Origin of the sequence: Natrinema thermotolerans (assembly GCF_031165565.1) — an archaeon.
GTDB classification, from domain to species: domain Archaea; phylum Halobacteriota; class Halobacteria; order Halobacteriales; family Natrialbaceae; genus Natrinema; species Natrinema thermotolerans.
This window is the reverse complement of the sequence record NZ_CP101873.1, coordinates 3,588,202-3,607,670: the sequence shown is the minus strand read 5'-3', so window position 1 is coordinate 3,607,670 and position 19,469 is coordinate 3,588,202. Positions and strand designations below refer to the sequence as shown.

Here is a 19,469-nt window from a genome sequence, read left to right as displayed (position 1 = left end):
TCGGCGAGATCATACGGTTCGCGGTCGGACGCCCCCGAACGGGGGCGACGGGTCAGGCGTACTTCGGGCGCTCGGTCGTGTGTTCGACCTCGCCGGTGACGGTCTCCTCGTCGCGGTCCTCGTCGTAGACGTACTTCCCGGTCGCGCCACAGAGCGTACACTCGTAGGTCTCGGAGATCTCGTTGATCATCTCGCCGTCCTCGAAGTAGACGCGGCTCTGCGTGATCTGCAGGAACTGGGCGGTCTCGCAGTTAGTGCAGGTGATCATACCCGTTCGATAGCCACGACCGGTTGTAGTTATCCGGCTTGTAACCGAAAGCGACGGGAAGCTATCGCCCTCTTACCCCGGTCTCGGCCGCTCGAGGTCCACCGTGGCGATGCCGTCGGCGCTCCGGCTCCCGAACGGCCGGGTAATAACACCGTAACCACCGGACAGAAGTGGGAACGCGGAACGACGAACCCGTCGCTGTTCGACGGACGAAAAATCGTCTTTCCTGACGAAATACCGTAATTACCGGGCACCGATTCGGCGGCTCCCGACCGGCGTCGAACCGGACTCGAGGCGTGGCCACGACCCGGGAACTCAGACGGTCTGCTGTACGTCATTTCCGGTGCGACCGTAGGCTGTGTCGCGGTCGCACCGATACATCGGTACAGCAAACCGTATCAGTCGCCGACGGGGACTCGTTTTCCGGTCCTCGCCGCCTCGTAGGCCGCTTCGGTCAGGGCCGTCACCCGGAGGGCGTCCCGGACCGTCGCCGGCGGCTCGGTCCCCTCGCGGACGCTCTCGAGGAAGGCGTCGGCCCGGGACCGCTCGCCTCGGGGGTCGACGTAGGGAGTATACTCGCCGGCGTCGGCGTCGATCTCGCGGACCTCTCGGGGGCCCCACTGGGTCCCCTCGAGGTAGACCGCGCCCGCGTCGTCCCACAAATGGACGTGTTCCCGGACCGACGGCGCGTCGCCGTGGAACGAAAACGTCCCGGTCGCGCCGTTCTCGAACGCGACGTCGAGGTGGGCGCGGCGGTCGACCCGGCCGGCCTCGTCGTGGAAGTCCATGCTGGCGGCGACCGAGGCGGGCTCGAGCCCGGTCGTCCAGAGAACGCCGTCGAGGACGTGACTGCCCGTGTCGTAGAGGAAGCCGCCGCCCGAGCGGTCCGGATCGAGCCGCCAAGTACCGCGGGAATCGTCGATCCAGTCCTGCGTGATCGAGGCGGTCACCCACTCCGGGTCGCGGTCGGCAAACCGCTCGCGGGCCCGTCGAAACGCCGTCTGGAGGTGGCGCTGGTAACCGACCATCACGGTCCGGTCGCTCCCCTCGACGCGGTCGGCGAGGTCCCGGGCCCGCTCGAGGTCTGTCGTGAGCGGCTTGTCGCAGTAGACGTGACAGCCCCGCTCGAGGGCGGCGACGACCTGTGTGTAATGCAGCGTGTGTGGCGTCCCCACGAGGACAGCATCGAGGGCCGCCTCGGCGAGCATGGTCTCGTACTCGGCGAACCGGCGGTCCGCGGGGACTCCGAACTGATCGCCCACCTTCTCGCGGACCGAGGACTCGAGGTCACAGATCGCGCCGACGGTCGCGTCCGCGTGGCGGTGGAACTGTCCGCCGACGGTCCTGCCGATGTAGCCCAGCCCGACGATGCCGATCCGGACCGGCCCGGCGTCGATGGCGTCGTTCATGGGGACCGACACGGCGTCCAGTGCCATCCCTTTGGAACCGTCGCAGGCAAGCCCGGGACCGACCGTGCGGAGAACCATCGGTCCGTAGTAGCCGGCTACACCGGCGTTAGACGCCACCTGCGTTCGATCAGAGGGGGCTACCGCCACCCAAGTGACTGCATAACAATGTCCACTGCCTGCATTGTCCGGCCTGCGGGGAGGAAAGGCCCCGCCGGGTACGCGTTCGGTCAACGGCGACGCGCTAAGCAGCCGATTGCGTGCGTTCGTGCCCGGATCGCTCGGATGTGGACTCGCCCCGCTTCGAGTACGCTCATGTCTCTCACGCCCAGGGCGGTTCCCGCCCCGCCCGGGGTTTCCGACGCTCGAGCCGCCAGCGGCGGCTACCTATCGCCGGTTAGAACTCCGTGACGACCGGAATACCGACCGTCTCGTAGTCGTCCATCGAGGCCAGCGTCTCCGGTAGCTCGTCGAGCGAGAGTCGCTCGCCGATGATCTTGCTGGGCTCGAGGGTGCCCTGTGCGATCAGCTTGAACAGTTCCTCGTAGCGGACCAGCGGCATTCCGAAGGAGCCGTGGAAGTCGATCTCCTGCATCGTCATGACGTCGACGGGGAGTTCGATCTGGCCCTCCTCCTCGCCGGTCGTCAGCCCGACCTGGACGTGGCTGCCCCGCGTGCCGAGGCTGTTGACCGAGTTCTTGCAGGTGTCGGCGACGCCCAGCGCGTCGATGGAGACGTCGGCACCGCCGTCGGTGATCTCCTGGACCGCCTGGGCCGAACTGTCGACCTCGGTCACGTTGACCGTCTCGCGGGCGCCGAGTTCCTCGGCGCGCTCGAGCTTGTCGTCGACGAGGTCGATCGCGATCGGGTGGGCTCCCAGCGCGTCCGCGATGTGGATCGCCGAGAGGCCGACGCCACCACAGCCGTGGACGGCGACCCAGTCGCCCGGCCGGAGGTCGGCGCGGTCGGCCAGCGCGTGGTAGGCCGTCATGAACCGACAGCCGAGGCCGGCCATCTCGTCGTAGTCGACTTCGTCGGGGAGCTTGACGCAGTTGAAGTCGGCTTCCCGGACGGCAAACGCCTCCGCGAACGCGCCCTGGGAGAACTCCGACAGCCCCAGCGGGAGTACCGTCTCGCAGTTGTTGGCCCGCCCCTCGCGACAGTGCGGACAGGTGCCGTCCCCGAGGTGGAACGGGACCGCGACGCGGTCGCCCGCCTCGAGGGTCTCGACCTCCGAGCCGACCTCGGAGACGACGCCGGCGGGCTCGTGGCCGAGGATCTGCCCCTCCGGGACGCCGGCCCCGATCCAGTTCCAGTCGCCCTGCCAGGCGTGCCAGTCACTGCGACAGACCCCACACGCCTCGGTCTCGACGACGACCTGATCCGGTTCCGGTTCGGGATAGTCGACGTCTTTGACCGCGAGCGGTTCCCCATGTTCTTCGAGTACGGCTGCTCGCATGTCCTGACTGTTCGGTCAGCGAGTACAAAAGTGTGTGCGGTACGTGACCGATATGTCACAAACCCGTGTTGAGTTTCTCTCCGTTTTTCGCCGAGTCGATCCGCGGAACGGCCACGCTCGCTTCGACCGCGAACGGGGACGACGGTCGGAGAGTGACAACCGACGGCCGATGTATTCGGTTCGACGAATATGTGTCGTGGTACACTGTATCGTATCGATCGTCAATGGCCATCGGTCGTCAGAGTGAGGTGTCGACTCGAGCGCCCTCGACGGAGTCGTCGACCGACGACGTCCCAACTCGCAATACTACTCGAAAATAGTATATATACGTCTGCTCAGCAACCGTCCACCCGGCTCGGAAATCGCAGAGTAGAGCGATAATCCGCCATCGAAACCACGGCAGAGCCATTCGTGACGCGATGTTCGATTACGAACTGCGAGGAACTCGCGGTCCGACCCGAAACCGAACGCTGGGGAGCAAAACCGCCTCCGAAGCGCCGAGCAACCGGCCACGCATCGGCTCAGTTTTCCGGCGGTACCGGCGAACGGCGCATTCGGAGTTTCGAACAAATATGAAATAATTCTTATAGAACGTGCTATCTATCGGACCGATATCGATTGCTGGTCGGATGAAGGCGTTCTCGAGGCGGCCCGGACGTGCCGGCTGAACGCAGCGGCCACACGACGCCGGGTCAGTCCGCCTCGACGGCCGCGACGGTCGAAACGTCGGGGTTGCGAAGCAGCGGCGCGGAGACGAACAGCAGACAGCTCGTGACGAGGGCCGCACAGAGGACGTACGTCCACTGATACCCGAACCAGCTGTCGACGGCCGGGATCGCCACGAGCGGCCCGAGACTGAGTCCGATGTCGCCCATCACGTTGTAGACACCGCCCATTCGACCGAGTTCGTCGCCGGGCGTGAGGTCCCCGAGAATGGCCATCAGCGCGGGTGCGGCGACGCCCATCCCGCCGCCGACGAGCGCGATCGCGACCAACAACGCCTCGATCGTCGGGACGGAGCCGATGAGCAGAAAGCCCGCAGCCATCGACAGGAACGCCGGCACCGTCAACAGCGTCCGGTCGTTCATCCGGTCGGAGATCCAGCTGGTACCGAGCGTCGTCGCTCCCGAGGTGAGAACGCCGACCGCCATGACCACGCCACTTACCCCCGCCGCGCCCAGCAGTGCGATTTCGAGGTCGTAGACGTTCGCGTACCGGGCCAGTGTCGAGAGGATGATCCCGCCCCAGAGGAACTGGACGGTGAAGTTGCCGAAGCCGATCAGGAGGACGGTGGGGCGACCGGCAAGCAGCGACGGCAGTTCGCGCAGGCCGGTCGATCGGGTGTCGGTGCCGCTGTGGACGTTGGGAAGGACGAGCGTCGCGATCGTGCCGGCGATCAGCGCGAGGACGCCCGCAGCGAGGAAGGCGGTCTCCATGGTGGCGAGGTCAGTCAGGACCCCGCCGACGATGAGCCCGGTCGGGAAGCCAAGCGACTGGCCGCCGCGCATGTAGCCGATCCAGCGGCCACGGTTGTCCGCGGTCGTCACGTAGGTGATGGTAGCGAAAGCACCGATGAAGACGAAGGCGCTGCCGACACCCCAGAACAGTCTCGAGAGGACGAAGACCAGACCGGGCAGCGACACCTCGCCGAGCCCCGGAACGGAGCCGAGGATCGTCGCCGGCGCGTTCAGGCCGAGAATGTAGCCGAAGGGCGCGAGCGCCTGCGTGAAGAGCCCGAAGATCATCGGTTTCCGCGCGCCGTAGCGGTCGATAATCGTTCCGGCAGGCGTGTTCATCAACAGTCGGGCGATGCGGTTGGCCGACAGGATGAAACTCAGCATGACCGCGGAGATGACGAGTTTCTCGTCGAGCAAGGGCAGCGTCGGGAACGCGACCCCGGTCGCCACCCCGCCGAAGAAGATGCCGGCGATGACCGCGAGCGCGATCGTTCGGATCTCACCGGCCGTATGCGCCGTCTCCTCCGTCGACGCTTCACTCATCGTCGCCGCCGATCACCCGGTTCGTCCATACGCCCTCCCGTTTCGAACACGCGGCCTTCAACCTGCCTAGGTCGGACTCGCCCGCCGGCCCCGACAGCTGGTCTCTCGAGCGTCTCGAAAGGTAATAAATCATAGAGAAATCCCGAAATGGCAATAAACGTATGTACTGGCGGACGAGGTTAGGCGAGTAGCCGCTCGAGTATCGATCTAGCGCGTTCAGTAGCGGAAGAGTGCCGAAGTCGCGGTCGGTACGGCCCGGAAGTCGTCTTTCGTCGACCGGAGACTGGATAGAAACTGTGTGGGGCGCTGGTGGGCAGGTACGGGGAGACCACTGTATCAACCACCGTATCGGTCGGTTATGAGGGTGCTTTTCAAAATCCACGTATCTGTACTGCTACACGGAATTGAACCCGTTCCGCAGCTGTGAATCGATACATGTCTTATCACACATCAGTTGGGTATGCGTATGTATTGGTTACCAAGCAATTCCCGAAGTCCGAACTTGAATACCCCGTTACACGCTTATGTCTGTAATCAGGATCGGGAGGCTCACGCTGTCTCGAGCGTTCGTCGGCCGACCCGGGCCGGCAGACGTACAACGGTTCGAGGTGCTGCACGTATCGACGGCCCGAGACGGGGCGATCGAACTGAACGCGACGCGTGCCGGCCCAACGGACGGCCGGGAGAGCCGATCAGGACTCGTCGCCTTGCGCGTCGACCGTCGCGACGGCCGCGAGGTTTACGATGTCTTTGACCTCGTCGCCCCGCTGGAGGACGTGGACCGGTTCGTCCATGCCGACCAGCATCGGGCCGATCGCCTCGGCCCCGCCCAGCCGCTGGAGCAGCTTGTAGCCGATGTTACCCGCCTCGAGGTTCGGGAAGACCAAGACGTTCGCGGGCTTCTCGAGGTCGGTGAACTCGTAGGTGCCGGTCAGCATCTCCTCGACGACGGCGGTGTCGGCCTGCATCTCGCCGTCGACGGGGAAGTCGACGGCGGGGTCGTCGTGGAGCCGCTGGGCCGCCTCGCGGGGCTTTCGCGTCCCCTCGTTGTCGACGCTCCCGAAGTCCGAATAGGACAGCAGGGCAGCCCGGGGGTCGACGTCGAACCGCCGGGCCAAATCGGCGGTGTGACGGGTGACCTCCGCGAGGACGTCGGCGTCGGGGGCCTGATTGACCGTCGCGTCGGCGACGAAGACCACGCGGTTCTTGAACGTCAGCATGTAGACGCCGGCCGCGTAGTCGGCGTCGTCGGCCGTCCCGATCACCTGCAACGGCGGCCGCAGCGCCGAGGGGTAGTGGTTCGTCAGCCCGGTGAGCATCGCGTCGGCGTCGCCGCGATCGACCATCACGCTGCCGAAGTAGTTCGTGTCGTCGCGGATCATCGTCTCGGCCTCGCGGCGGGTCACGCCGTTGCGTCGACGGCGCTCGTAGAGGTGATCGACGTACTCGCCGTAGTCGCCGCTCCCGGGATCGACCACGTCCGGATCGAACTCGAGGGCGAGGTCCGCGACCGTCCGCTCGATCTCGGCCGCATCGCCGATCAGGACCGGCTCCGCGACGCCCCGATCGGCCATCTGGGCCGCCGCGCGGACGATCGTCTCGTCGGTCCCCTCCGCCAGCGCGATCCGCTTGGGGTCGGACTTGGCCTTGTTCAGCACCACGCGCATCATCTCGCGGGACTTGCCCAGTCGGGCCTCGAGGCGTTCGACGTACGCGTCGACGTCGAACTCGACGCGGGCCGCGCCCGAGTCGATAGCCGCCCGCGCGACTGCGGGCGCGACCTCGAACAGCACCCGCGTATCGAGCGGTTTCGGGATGATGTAGTCCGGGCCGAACTGCAGCGGCTGGTCGCCGTAGGCCTTGACGACCGCATCGGGGACGTCCTGTTTGGCCAGCTCGGCCAGGGCGTGGGCCGCCGCGACCTTCATCGCCTCGTTGATCTCGGTCGCGCGCACGTCGAGCGCCCCGCGGAACAGGAACGGGAACCCGAGGACGTTGTTGACCTGGTTCGGGTAGTCCGACCGGCCGGTGGCCATGATGACGGTGTCGTCGCGGGCCGCCTTGGCGGACTCGTAGTCGATCTCGGGCTCGGGGTTCGCCATCGCGAAGATGATCGGGTCCTCGGCCATCGAGCGGACCATCTCCTGGGAGACGATGCCGCCGGTCGAGAGCCCGACGAACGCGTCCGCGCCGACCATGGCGTCCGCGAGTTCGCCCTCTGGCACGTCGCTTGCGAATTGGCGATTGTACTCGTTGAGATCGCCGGCCTCGGCCCGTTCGGTCGTCAAGATGCCGTCGATATCGACCATCGTGATGTTCTTCCGGCGGACGCCCAGTGAAACGTAAAAGCGCGCCGTCGCGACCGCGGCCGCGCCCGCACCGGCGACGGTGACCTCGAGGTCGGCGAGGTCCTTCCCCGAGATCTCGACGGCGTTGAGCAGCGCCGCGCCGGTGATGATGGCGGTGCCGTGCTGATCGTCGTGAAAGACCGGAATCGAGAGTCGCTCGCGGAGTCGCTCCTCGATCTCGAAACACTCCGGCGCGGCGATGTCCTCGAGATTGATCCCGCCGAAGGTCGGCTCCATGGCCGCGACCGCCTCGACGAACGCGTCCGTCTCGTCCAGCTCGAGTTCGATATCGAAGACGTCGATGTCGGCAAAGCGCTTGAACAGCACGCCTTTGCCCTCCATGACGGGTTTGGAAGCCTGTGCGCCGATGTCACCCAATCCGAGGACTGCCGAGCCGTTCGAGACGACGCCGACGAGGTTGCCCTTGGTCGTGTACTGGTAGGCGTCGGTCTCGTCCTCGTCGATCTCGAGACACGGTGCGGCGACGCCCGGCGAGTACGCCAGCGAGAGGTCACGCTGGGTGTTCGTCGGCTTCGTCGTCGAAATCTCGATCTTGCCCGGTGGATCCGTCCGGTGATACTCGAGCGCGTCTTCGTCCATTGTTGTGATCGAGTGTCTTTGCCGGACCGACAAAAGTGTACGGCTGTGGCACTCGCCGCCTCGAGATTCGATCAGTCGACAGCTCGCCTGGGTGCATGGCCACGATCACCACACTGCACGAGCGGTCGTCGAACGCGAGATCCCCCCACAGTCCAGGCATCGGTCCGCTCGTCCGACGAGCGGCTGGTGAGCCGTCATTACCCGCCGCTGACAGGCGATAGACCCCGTCTCCCTGTCGGGCCGACCTATCGTAGCCACTGACAGTTACTGCACACCTGATCGCACGACAGGAGCGCGGTTCGGAGCGAGCGACGTGAGCGAGAACCGCGGACAGTGCGATCAGTGTGTCAATCGTTTCAACGGCTACGAGAGACACACGGCCGTTGCCCACTGGAAAACGAGACCCGGCCGATCGATCGGTAGTCCTTACAGGCATATTCGTGTAATAGGGGGCGCCACGATCGGGCTCGGCCGCCCGCTCGTCGGACCGCTTGTCGATACCCTCCCTGAATTGATCGATAAACAAAAAACTGTGTTACTGTTATCCGACATTTCGGTCGGTTTCAGTTCGGTTCACTCCTACCGAACTGGTCTCCATCCGTCGGATTTCGGTGCCGACGATGTCGACGTCCTCGAGGTGGCAGCTGATCGTTACGTCTCGTGAACGAATGGGGATAGTTCCGACCGCGACCGGCCGGTCAGCGGCGGTGGTTCGTTCGGTGGCCGCCGCCCCCGACCGAACCGGTGACGACCACAACATTTGTAGGAGAGGCCGCGGTGCCATCCGGTATGGCAGACGACTCGCGTGGTGGGCGGCGAACGAAAGTCGAGCGAGTGATGGACCAGTACGGCCTCGAGGAGTGGGGGGAGCGCCTGGAGGCGGAGTGGATCGGCGACGGCACGGACCGAACGAGCCTTCGGGACCTCGCGACCGAGTTCAACGAGGCCGTCCTCCGTGCCGCTGTGCGCGAGGCAGGTGGTTCGGCCCTCGATACGGACGTCGGGTCGCTCTATCGAACGCTGACCGACGACGATGCGTCGCGATCCGTCGCGGTTCGGCGACGGCGCGAACTCGAGCGGGCGGGCGTCGACGTCGACGCGGTCGAGTCGGACTTCGTTACCCACCAGACGATTTACTCCTATCTCACGAACGTACGCGAGGCCTCCCTCCCCGAGGAGGACACCGAGGATCGCATCGAGCGGAAGAAAGAAACCGTCCAACGGCTCGCCGGGCGGACGCAGGTCATCACGGAGTCGACGCTCGAGGAACTGGGGAACGCCGACGAAATCACCGACCGGGAGTACGAGGTGTTCGTCGACGTCCGGACGATCTGTGGGAACTGCGGTGCCGACTACGGAATCGCGGAGTTGCTCGAGCGGGGCGGCTGTGACTGCGACGTACCCGACGCCGCGTGACGCCGATGCGAAACCGGCCGTAACCACATAGCATTTAGTTCAGCGGCGTGAAAGGGCGCTCGTGTCATCTCAAGAGTCAGTCACCTCGTCGATTACCGTCGCGGCGGAGAATATCGGCGGAATCGATAGCACCGAGGTCACGCTCGCGCCCGGCGTGAACGTCCTGACCGGACGAAACGCGACGAACCGCACGTCGTTCCTGCAGACGATCATGGCGGCGCTCGGCAGCCGTCGGTCGTCCCTGAAAGGAGATGCGGACGACGGCCGCGTCGAACTGACCTTCGACGACGAGCGATACATGCGCTCGCTGACGCGGCGCAACGGCGAGGTCGTCTTCGACGGTGACCCATATCTCGACGAGCCGGAGCTGGCGGATCTGTTCGCCTTCCTGCTCGAGTCCAACGAGGCCCGCCGTGCGGTCCGGAGCGGTGACGATCTCCGTGAGATCATCATGCGGCCGATCGACACCGACGAGATCGAGGCGGAGATCGACCGCCTCGAGGCCGAAAAGCGCGACCTCGACGGCCGGCTCGAGGAACTCGCCCAACTCGACAGCGAACTGCCCGACCTCGAGTCCGACCGCGTCGCGCTCGCGGACGAGATCGAGGCGACCGAGGAGCGGATCGCCGATCTCGAGGCCGACCTCGAGGAATTCGATCTCGACGTCGAGGCGAGCCGCGAACGGAAGGACGCGATCGAGTCGGCCTTCGCGGACCTCCAGGAGGCCCGGACTGAACTCGAGTCGATCGAGTACGATCTCGAGACCGAACGCGAGAGCCGCGCCGAACTCGAGACCGAACGCGACGATCTCGAGACCGAACTCGAGGCGTTCGACGACGACCCCGAGTCGCCGGATCGCCTCGAGGGCCGCGTCCAGGAGCTGCGGGACCGAAAGCGGTCGCTCGATACGACCGTCAGCGAACTCCAGAGCGTGATCCGGTTCAACGAGGAACGGCTCGCAGAGGACGGCTTCGACGTCGATCTCGAGGTCGACGACGGAGCGGCCGCGGACGACGACGGCGACGTGACCGACCAGCTGCTGGCGGACTCGGACGACGTCGTCTGTTGGACGTGTGGCTCCCGGGTCGACCGCGACCGGATCGAGGCGACGCTCGACCGACTGCGCTCGCTCCGCCAGCGGAAACTCGACGAGCGCAGCGATCTCCAAGAGCAGATCGACGACCTCTCCGACCGGCGAAAGGAACTGCGCGAGCAACGCCAAAAGCGCGGGGAGATCGAAACGCGACTCGAGGCCGTCGAGGACGAACTCGAGCGCCGCACGGACCGCATCGAGGCCCTCGAGGCCGACCTCGAAGAGCAGCGGGCGCGCGTCGAAGACCTCGAATCGGACGCCGAAACCTACGAGAACGCCGAGTACGGCGAGGTTATCGATACCCACCGCGACCTGAACCGGCTCGAACTCGAACTGGAGGACCTCGAGGCCGAACGCGACGAGGTCGAAGCGCGAATCGCGGAGATCGAGGAGAAGATCGAGGAGCGAAGCGACCTCGAGCAGCGTCGCGAGACGGTCGAGGACGAACTGACGGACCTTCGAACACGGGTCGACCGGATCGAAGAGAACGCCGTCGACGCGTTCAACGACCACATGGACTCGATCCTCTCGATTCTCGAGTACCGTAACATCGACCGCATCTGGATCGAACGCCGCGAGCGGACGGTCCGGGAGGGCCGGCGGAAGGTCTCGCGGACGGCCTTCGACCTCCACATCGTCCGGACGACCGAGGACGGCCGCACCTACGAGGACACCGTCGACCACCTCTCGGAGAGCGAACGCGAGGTCACCGGGCTCGTCTTCGCGCTGGCCGGCTACCTGGTCCACGACGTCTACGAGATCGTCCCGTTCATGCTGCTGGACTCGCTCGAGGCGATCGACTCGAACCGGATCGCCGACCTCGTGGCCTACTTCGAGGAGTACGTCGACTGTCTCGTCGTTGCCCTGCTCCGAGAGGACGCCGAGGCGCTGTCGGAGTCGTACACGTACGTCGAGGAGATCTAGCGCTCGGCGATCGCCGACGTCCTCGTTCCGTCGCCGCCTTCCGACCGATATCGATCGACCGGCCTTTATTCATCAGACATCGAAGTTTTTCGATATACTTTCGGAATTCATACGTGAATTTCGATCGATCGGTTCCTCGGCCGGTTCGCCGGCGCCGCCCATCAGCCCTGAACGGAAAATCGACGGAACCGACGGACAGGGGCCATCTCTCTGGGGTATGATTCAGTTCGACCGGGACTATACACACGATGAATCAGCCAGTTCGTAATACACCCGTGGCCGGTGATATCGGCTCTAAGCCCGTTTGAGTGATCGTCGGCGATTCGCTCGAGCGATACCGACGGCATCGAGTGAGTCCTTGCCTACTAGTTCGACCGAAATCGTACCAGATTAGAATGATAGTGACAAGGCTGGTATTTCTATCAATCGCCGGGCGAGGAGTCGGGCCGGTAGCCGCGGCTGATGGCCTTCCAGTGGCCGGCGGCGAACCGGTGGTAGGTGACGGCGGCCGGGACGAGCGTCTCGAGGATCAACGCAGCGTACAGCGCCCCGATTCCCAGCGGCGTCACGGCCTCGAGACCCGGCAGGGGGACGGCGACGGCACCGAGGGCGGCGACGGGAAGCGCGAACGCGTACAGCCCGAGTACCTGTCCGTAGAACGGCCAGCGGGTGTCGCCGCTGGCACGCAGCGGGCCGGTCGCGCCGCCGCTGATTCCGCGGAAGACGACGCTCACGCAGGCGACGACGATGAACGTCGTCACGAGCGGGAGGATCTCGGTGTCGTCGACGAAGAGCCGGCCGACCCGCTCGGCGGAGACGAGGACCAGTGCCGCGCTACAGAGGTAGACGGCGGTGCCGAACCACAGCACCTCCCAGCCGTAGGTGTCGGCGTCGCCCTCGTCGCCGGTGCCGAGTTCCTGGCCGACGAGGCTGCTCGAGGCCAGCGAGAACCCCCAGCCGGGCGTGTCCATCAGATCCCGAACGCGGCGCGCGACGACGTAGGCGGCCACGACGTTCGGGCCGAAGAGGGCGACGATCGCGAGCATGGGGAACTGCGCGCCCCGGCGGGCGACGTTGGTGAAGACGAGCGGCGTCCCGATCTCGATCACGTTCCGGACGTCCTCGAGGGTCGTGTACGGCCGCGAGACGTCGATCCTGACCGGGAAGTCGCCGATCACCGGCAGCCGGCCGAACGCGAAGCCGGTGACGAACGCCGCCAGCACGAGGACGTTGGCCAGTACCGTGCCGATCGCCGCGCCGACGACACCCAGCTCGAGGACGAACAGCAGGACGGCGTTGACCGCGACGTTGACGACGGCACCGCCGGCTCGCAACGCCATCGGCGTCCAGGCGTCGTCGGCCCCGACGAGGGTCCGGCTGCCGATCAGGTTCAGGGCGGCGACGGGAACCCCGAGGGAGACGACCCGGAGGTAGTCGGCACCGTAGGAAACCGACGCGGCGTCGTCACCGACGAATCCGATCAGCTCCGCGGGAACGAGCCAGAACAGGGCCGCGAGCGGCACGGTGATCGCGACGACGACGAGCGCGCTGGTCGTCACCGCCAGCGAGAGGTCCTCGGTCGCGCCCGCGCTGAATCGCTGGGAGACCAGCCCGATCGTCGCGCCGGCGACCCCGCCGCCGATCCCGAACGCGAGCGCCCAGAACGGCGTCGCGAAGCCGACGCCGGCGATCGCCGCCGGCCCCAGCGCGATGCCGACCATCGCCACGTCCGCCGCCGACTTCGACATCCGGGCGATCCCCGTGACGATCCGCGGCCACGCGAGGTCCGTCGTCCGCACGACGCGCTCCCGGTCGACGACGCCGGCCCGCGCGAGCAGGAACCCGATCGATAGCAGGAGCCACCGGAGCGGATTCGGCACTCGAGAAACCACGCCTCGCGGTTCGTGATTCGACGCTAAAACGCTTTATACCGCCTTCGTTTCTCATGGACGATCGTTCGAATCGACCCCGTAGTGACGGTGTTCCCGGCCGACCGGTGGTCGGATTTATCCGACTCGAGCGCGTCGGATCGAGTCGACCTGAACCGATGACCAGCGACGATCGATACAAACTGTTCGGCGTCTACGTCTCGCCGCCGGTCTTCGACGCGCTCGAGACGATTCTCTACGAGGAGGCGGGCGTCGTCGACTACGCGAACTACTTCGAGCCGACCGGCTCGACGGTGCCGGTCGGCGATCCGGGTGCGGACGCGACCGCCCAGCTGGTCGCCGACCTCGTCGCGGACTTCGCCGGCCTGTACGACGCGGCGGACTTCGGGGCCGCTCGCGCCGTCGACCCCGAGGCGTTCGAACTCGCGCAACTCGCCGCCGAGCCGGAGACGGTGGCCCGCGCCCGCGAGCGGTTCCAGGCGGCGGCCACGATTCAGGAGACCGACAGCCGAACGGTCCACACCGCGATCCTGGCAGCGGCGCTCGAGGGGGTCGACGGCCCCGGAGAGTGAGCCGTCCGCTCAGGCTTCCTGCAGGTCGACGATACGCACCCAGTGATCGCCGTGTTCCGCCTCGTGATCCCTGGCATCCCTGTTTGCGTCCGCCCAGTCCGCGTGTTCCCGCTCGAAATCACAGCCGTCACACCGCAACTGGTACACCATGCGAGGAGCTACCACTCGTGGTGAGTTAAGTTTCGTCGCTACTATCTCCGGTCGGAGTTCTCGACGGTTCGATACCGTTCGATTCGCCGATACACGTCCGAACCCTCGGAACACACGTTCGTCAGTAATTGAATTGAGGAACATATTCGGGGAGTATGATTCGTGGGTACCCGTGGTACGGTGTTTCGAACGATGACTGCCGCAGACGTGGCGATGGATGCCGCCGAGACGGCCGGACCGTGTACGTTACGCAGCCCGACCGCAGGGTGGTACCTCCTCACCGTCTCCCGGCTCGCCGCTCGGGGAACGGGACGGGTCGGAACCGGTGAACTCGCCGAGCAACTGGACACCAGCCCCGCAAGCGTCACCGAGATGGTCGGACGACTCGCCGAGGACGCCGTCCTCGAGTACGAGAAGTACGCCGGCGTCGAGCTGACGCCCCGCGGAGCGGCGATCGCCGAGTCGCTCGCGTGGCGACAGTGCGTGGTCACGTCCTTTTTCGATCGCGTCCTGGCGTACGATATCGACGACTACACCGCCTATCGGATCGGATACACGATTCCCGAAACCGGCGTCCACCGGCTGCAAGAGCGGATCGACGACCCCCGTGTCGACGCTTGCCGACGCATCGGTGAGGGGTCCGACGGCTGTCTCGTCGAGGCTCACGCCGAGGGTTAGCGGGACCGCCTTCCAGTCCCGACCACCGATGGCGGGCGCTTGGCCCGACGGCGAATCGACAACGACGACCGGGACCGAACGGTCGTCAGCCGAGTTCTCGCCCTTCGAAACGCCGTTAGTCGGATCGGTGTGATTCCATCGCCGCACCGTCCTCCTGTGGCCACATCGCCCAGGCTAGGAGGGCGATGACGACCGCTAGCCCGACTACACCCGTCTCGAGGACGGACAGCGTGATACCGAACCACGAGAGGGCCGTCCGGAACTCGATGACGAACGGGATGAGGACGGCGATGACGACGAGAAGCGCACCCTTGGAAAGTCGCATATTTTGGTTCCCGTCATATGTTGGGCCCGAAACCGCCAAAGGTTGGTGGTGAACATGTTCGCCACCGGTTGCCCGTCGTCGAGCGACCGCCCACGATCAGCGACGCTCGGCTGACGTCGGTCCGATCGATTCGTCCCCGCGTCGCGGTCGCTCAGACCGTGTGGATCTCGTAGCCCTCGTCCGCGAGGGCCGCGACGTCCGGTGTGTGTTCGGTCCCGTCGATCTCGAACCCCTCGGCCTCGACGGCCGCCGCGACGCCTTTGAACGTCGCACAGTGGTCACAGACTCCGGCGATGAGGTCCTCGTCTTTCGCCCGTTCGTAGGCCTCTCGTGCCGGCGCGGGCCGGTCCTCGATATCTTCGAACCAGTACGTCGCGGCCCCGTCGAAGTAGACCCGCGCCTCGTGGCCCGCCGCGTCCAACTGCGCGGCGTAGGTCAAGGGGTTCGCGAACTTGCCCGGTCGCTCCGGATGCGAGAGGAGGATGAACGCGTGTTTCGTCATAGCCGGTTCGGGAGACGGCCGCGACCCGGATAGTAACCGTCTCGAATACCTTCCCCGGATCGACTTCGGGGGTCCGACACGCGGTCTCGAGGCGGCAGGGCCGTCGGCTGCGGGCGTCGGGATCCGAGGGCGCTTCCGGTCGCGAGACGCGGGACCGTTCAATCGGCGCGGATGGAGATATCGGGCTGGTGTTCGCAGTCCCCCGTCACGAACTGTTTCAGGACGCGCTCCTCTAACCGGTGGAGCGTCTCGCTACACGTCGACTTGGCGATGTCGAGTTCGTCCGCGAGTTCGACCAACGTGATCCGGCGCGGCGTGTCGTAGTAGCCGCGATCGATCGCCTCGTAGAGGAGCCACTGCTGTCTGTCGGTGAGCAGCGACTCGGAATCGGCCTCCGGTTGCACCCGCTCGAGCGAATACGTGATCCCGGAGTCGGTCAGGCTCTCGCCGAGCCGCGAGAGTTGCTCCTGGGGGATCGTCGTCTCCAGGGCCATCCGCCCGTCGCTGATCTCGAAGGGGGTCCGAAGCGGCACGCCCGACGACTGGATCGCGGTCAACACCACCGGCGACGTCGTCTCGAGCTGGAGACGCCGCCGGTGACAGGCCGTCTCGAGGACCGTCAGATCGGTCACCGAGTCGTCGGCCCGGAAGGCCTCGCAGATCCGGTCAGCCGCCGTCCCGAGGACCTCGAGCCGGGCGGCTCCCGTCCCGTCGGTGGCCGTCGCCGCGAGGACCCGAAACCGGGCGTCGGGGTAGTCGCGCGATATTCGGCCGATCCATGCGTCCGCTGGAATCGTGACGGTGAGTTCGACGTAGGGCATGATGTGGGGCGGTCGCGATCGGCGTCGGTACGACACCGGTCGGACTCGAGCTACCTCACTGTTTTAGGCACACCTAAGAATAGGTTGGTGCGGATATGTTCGCCGCTCACGTAAATACCCCAGTCGTATGACGGGGTCGTCGGCTCGGTCGGACCCACGATATCGGCGGTGTTCGCGGTAGTGCCGAACGGCCGTGTTCGAACGAGCGGGCGACTCGAGTCCCGCGAGATCGACGCCCGACTCGAGGATCGACAGCCCGTCGATAGCCGTGTCCGGCCCTCGAGTGTGGGACGGCCCGTTCGACCGCGAGCGGCGAGCGCGTATTTAAACGACGATCCGGATCGATTCGTCAGAGTCCCTATCCGCGGTCTGCGTGTGAGAACGACCGATGACTGATCACGACTCCGGCGTCGCCGTCACGTTCCACCCGCAGGAATGGACCGATTCGGCGGGCGCGGCACACGATTGGGACCGGAAACAGTTGATCCCCGCCGAGGGGCGGGACCCGGTCACCTTCGTGGTCCCGCTCGAGGACGGGACTGACGAGGACGGCACCGTCTACCCGGACGAGTCCTACGAGGCGAATCAGTTGCAGGCCCACCCCGTGGCTCCGGACTGGGTACGCGAGTGGGACGGGCCGTACTACGTCACGACGGAGTCGGTCTCCGAGAGGTGAGCGATTCCCGGTCGGCGGCCGTCGCACCTCATCTATTCATGGACTTTCCAATAAATATAAGTTTCTTACCGCGGTATCAGAGAGTGGAAGCGCTCTCCCAGGGACTACGCGAAAGTCCCGGGTGCTGGAACACCCGAGACGCGCTTCCAAACCCCAGCGGTTTGCAAGCATGATTCCGTACTTACTCACGAGGCATAAAAGTCTCGCACGATACGCAGCGCGTCGGTATTCGATTGGATTTGGGTCACGCAGGCTCGAGCGATGCGATCAGTGCTGTCCGAAATCGCCGTCCAAGAACTGCGGCACGCGGGGTGGCGGGCGATGAGTGACGACGGTACGCTCGGGACGTGTTCACGCTGTGGCCGCGATGTGCTGATCACCCACTGTCTTGGGCCCGGTGAGTGCTACGCGTGGCCCTGTGGCTGTCGCCAGCCACCTACGCCGACAGCGGACGGAGAGGGCACGTAATCCGGTAGTCGATCACCGACCCTCACCGAGGTCGTTCTCGAACCCAATTCGTCGGGAACAGGAATCCGAATGGGTTAGTAGCGATTAGACCTATCGTGTGGGAAGCGTAATCACAGAACTCCCCAACTCCCTGTTTTCAGTTTACCTAACACGGCTGGTTTCTTCGCCTTGAGCAACCTGTGATTCCTGACCTCAGACGAAAAATTCGCGGAGCGACCTTAGATAGCTCTAAATCAGTGTTGACTGATCTCAGACGGGCGTTTTCTGCTGTATAGACGGAATTCCATCATTCATTTCGTGGTCTGTTTTTCGTGTCCCGGCCTGCTTTTTGATTCTGGATATAAAGTACTGCTTGAATCGGACACCCCAAACAATCCTCGACCCCTGTTTATTTGGATTGTATTCCAAAACAAGTCGATTGAAGCGCTCTATGCCTCTAATTCCCCGGACAGAGTTAGATGGGACATTATGATGCCCGGCGCGTTAGGTTTAAGGCGGGGGAATCCAAACGTGTTTGTAATGGCTTCCGTCGAACTCCCCAGTCGAGCAAAACCCAAGGCGCTACACACACTCTGCCGCCACCTTCATGAGGTTAGCGGCTCCGAAAAGATTGAGCTCTATGACCAACTAGATATTGACCAGCGGCAAGTTCGATCTGCTATCAATTATGGCGCGAAGCTCGGCTTCTTGACTGTTGAGGACGACTACATTCAAAACACAAATCGAGGTTCGGGTATTAGTTACTCCGAGAATATTGATGAAAAGCCCGTACAGACCGCATTTCAGGAGGCGATCGAGTTCTATGAACCTTACCGAGATACGCTCTTGCGTATTCACGCCGGAAACTTAGTGGAGAAGATCAATGGCAATCCGGCGATTAAACAGAGTACCTTCAAGGAGAAGGCCGAAGCATCGACCGGAGATGAACATACGGACAGAGAAATCAATCTCCTGATTAAAACCGCTCAGGCGTCTGGAATTGGGGAGTTCGTTACCGGAAGAAAGGGCTTCGAGACACGACTCGAAGTGTCTGACCAGTATGGGGCGTTCATTGAGGAACTTACTGAGGAGTACCCCACCCCCGAACCCGAGGAAACCGTGGAGGAGGAGTCAACGGAGGCTGACGCTGATGCTGGTTCTGTGGCTGATAGCGTATCCGCCGAAGTGGACGAAATGGCTCTCAAAGCAGACGGGGCCGGTGAGAAATTGAAGTTGAAAGTCGAGTACGACGTGACCGACAGAAGCGAGACGCAGATCATCAATCTTGTCCAACACATTCGGAGTACCGAGTAAACCCACGAGGTTTCCACATGGTCAGCCTACTACATGTACTCGGCGTCCTCATTCCGACAGCAGTAGGCTATGCCACTTGGCTTGGAAACGTTACAGAAGCCCCCCGCGAGAGACGAGACCGAATACGAGACTACATCGACGAAAGGGAGTTTTCTTCGGGAGAGATTGGATTTCAGGTCGAATGCGTGACTTTCTCGGAGAAACAGTCATATCGATACAAGCTCCGCAAATTCGTGCCAATAGCACGGAAACTAGACGGGGTAACAATTGTCACGCTCCGCTCCGATGGTGGCGAAATCTCTATTCGAGCAGATGGATTTGGACCTACAGAGTATCTGAGTGGAACTCTCAAGACTAATGATCGTCTTGGGAACGGCCACCCCGATTTTGAATGTGAACAGGGTTTCCGGGAAAGCGACAAGGTGAAACTCCACATTGAGTCATGGAGCGGATCGAAGATCTTGGAACTGCTAGAAGATGTACCCTTACACCTCCACGAGACGTTGAACAACTATCCAGGTAGTTCGGAATACGACTTCAACAAGTAAGAGCCATTGGGACAGGCCGCACAGCCCTCCGAA

General features: G+C 64.2%; 17 protein-coding genes. 7 read left to right on the top strand and 10 right to left on the bottom strand.

Going from position 1 to position 19,469, the window contains the following annotated elements:
* Positions 1-52: 52 nt before the first annotated feature.
* The 5 genes from NP511_RS18495 to NP511_RS18475 all read right to left on the bottom strand — a co-directional run bounded on the left by NP511_RS18495 (position 53) and on the right by NP511_RS18475 (position 8,081).
* Positions 53-268, bottom strand: coding sequence for a hypothetical protein (locus NP511_RS18495; protein WP_006182085.1), 216 nt, complete (start codon positions 266-268; stop codon positions 53-55).
* A gap of 398 nt (positions 269-666) precedes the next feature.
* On the bottom strand, positions 667-1,704 hold the full coding sequence (locus NP511_RS18490; RefSeq protein ID WP_084158317.1) for a Gfo/Idh/MocA family protein: 1,038 nt from the start codon (positions 1,702-1,704) through the stop codon (positions 667-669).
* Positions 1,705-2,071: 367 nt separating this feature from the next.
* Entirely contained in the window at positions 2,072-3,133 is a 1,062-nt protein-coding gene (locus NP511_RS18485) for a zinc-dependent alcohol dehydrogenase family protein (RefSeq protein WP_049966625.1), read from the bottom strand.
* Positions 3,134-3,825: 692 nt separating this feature from the next.
* Positions 3,826-5,133: an MFS transporter gene (locus NP511_RS18480; protein ID WP_049966624.1), complete on the bottom strand. Its 1,308-nt coding sequence runs from the start codon at positions 5,131-5,133 to the stop codon at positions 3,826-3,828.
* Between the two features lie 692 nt (positions 5,134-5,825).
* A complete protein-coding gene (locus tag NP511_RS18475; RefSeq protein ID WP_049966623.1) occupies positions 5,826-8,081 on the bottom strand; it encodes an NADP-dependent malic enzyme in 2,256 nt (751 codons plus the stop codon).
* Positions 8,082-8,870: 789 nt separating this feature from the next.
* Here NP511_RS18475 and rdfA point away from each other — a divergent pair.
* A complete protein-coding gene (gene rdfA / locus NP511_RS18470; RefSeq protein ID WP_211249119.1) occupies positions 8,871-9,497 on the top strand; it encodes a rod-determining factor RdfA in 627 nt (208 codons plus the stop codon).
* Between the two features lie 61 nt (positions 9,498-9,558).
* On the top strand, positions 9,559-11,514 hold the full coding sequence (locus NP511_RS18465; protein WP_049966621.1) for an archaea-specific SMC-related protein: 1,956 nt from the start codon (positions 9,559-9,561) through the stop codon (positions 11,512-11,514).
* Between the two features lie 422 nt (positions 11,515-11,936).
* Here the strand turns inward: NP511_RS18465 and NP511_RS18460 are convergent, their stop codons facing one another.
* Complete coding sequence (locus tag NP511_RS18460) at positions 11,937-13,394, bottom strand: MATE family efflux transporter (RefSeq protein ID WP_049966620.1); 1,458 nt, start codon at positions 13,392-13,394, stop codon at positions 11,937-11,939.
* A 167-nt stretch (positions 13,395-13,561) separates the two neighbouring features.
* Here NP511_RS18460 and NP511_RS18455 point away from each other — a divergent pair, with 167 nt between their 5' ends.
* A complete protein-coding gene (locus tag NP511_RS18455) occupies positions 13,562-13,975 on the top strand; it encodes a hypothetical protein (RefSeq protein WP_049966920.1) in 414 nt (137 codons plus the stop codon).
* Between the two features lie 9 nt (positions 13,976-13,984).
* Here the strand turns inward: NP511_RS18455 and NP511_RS18450 are convergent, their stop codons facing one another.
* Positions 13,985-14,125, bottom strand: a complete 141-nt coding sequence (locus NP511_RS18450) for a hypothetical protein (RefSeq protein ID WP_006182074.1) — start codon at positions 14,123-14,125, stop codon at positions 13,985-13,987.
* A 192-nt stretch (positions 14,126-14,317) separates the two neighbouring features.
* On the opposite strand from NP511_RS18450, the gene NP511_RS18445 reads away from it, so the two are divergent.
* Entirely contained in the window at positions 14,318-14,803 is a 486-nt protein-coding gene (locus tag NP511_RS18445) for a metal-dependent transcriptional regulator (RefSeq protein ID WP_049966619.1), read from the top strand.
* A 115-nt stretch (positions 14,804-14,918) separates the two neighbouring features.
* Here the strand turns inward: NP511_RS18445 and NP511_RS18440 are convergent, their stop codons facing one another.
* The 3 genes from NP511_RS18440 to NP511_RS18430 form a co-directional block, all read right to left on the bottom strand.
* Positions 14,919-15,128 (bottom strand): hypothetical protein, encoded by a 210-nt coding sequence (locus NP511_RS18440; protein ID WP_049966618.1) that lies wholly within the window; start codon positions 15,126-15,128, stop codon positions 14,919-14,921.
* A 151-nt stretch (positions 15,129-15,279) separates the two neighbouring features.
* Positions 15,280-15,630, bottom strand: a complete 351-nt coding sequence (locus tag NP511_RS18435) for a DsrE family protein (RefSeq protein ID WP_049966617.1) — start codon at positions 15,628-15,630, stop codon at positions 15,280-15,282.
* Positions 15,631-15,788: 158 nt separating this feature from the next.
* A complete protein-coding gene (locus tag NP511_RS18430) occupies positions 15,789-16,487 on the bottom strand; it encodes a helix-turn-helix domain-containing protein (protein ID WP_233274367.1) in 699 nt (232 codons plus the stop codon).
* 352 nt (positions 16,488-16,839) lie between these two features.
* Between NP511_RS18430 and NP511_RS18425 the strand changes: the two genes are divergently transcribed.
* The 3 genes from NP511_RS18425 (at position 16,840) to NP511_RS18415 (ending at position 19,436) form a co-directional block, all read left to right on the top strand.
* Positions 16,840-17,127, top strand: a complete 288-nt coding sequence (locus NP511_RS18425) for a hypothetical protein (protein ID WP_049966615.1) — start codon at positions 16,840-16,842, stop codon at positions 17,125-17,127.
* A gap of 987 nt (positions 17,128-18,114) precedes the next feature.
* Positions 18,115-18,888 (top strand): hypothetical protein, encoded by a 774-nt coding sequence (locus NP511_RS18420; RefSeq protein WP_049966614.1) that lies wholly within the window; start codon positions 18,115-18,117, stop codon positions 18,886-18,888.
* A 17-nt stretch (positions 18,889-18,905) separates the two neighbouring features.
* On the top strand, positions 18,906-19,436 hold the full coding sequence (locus NP511_RS18415; protein WP_136396915.1) for a hypothetical protein: 531 nt from the start codon (positions 18,906-18,908) through the stop codon (positions 19,434-19,436).
* Positions 19,437-19,469 lie beyond the last annotated feature (33 nt).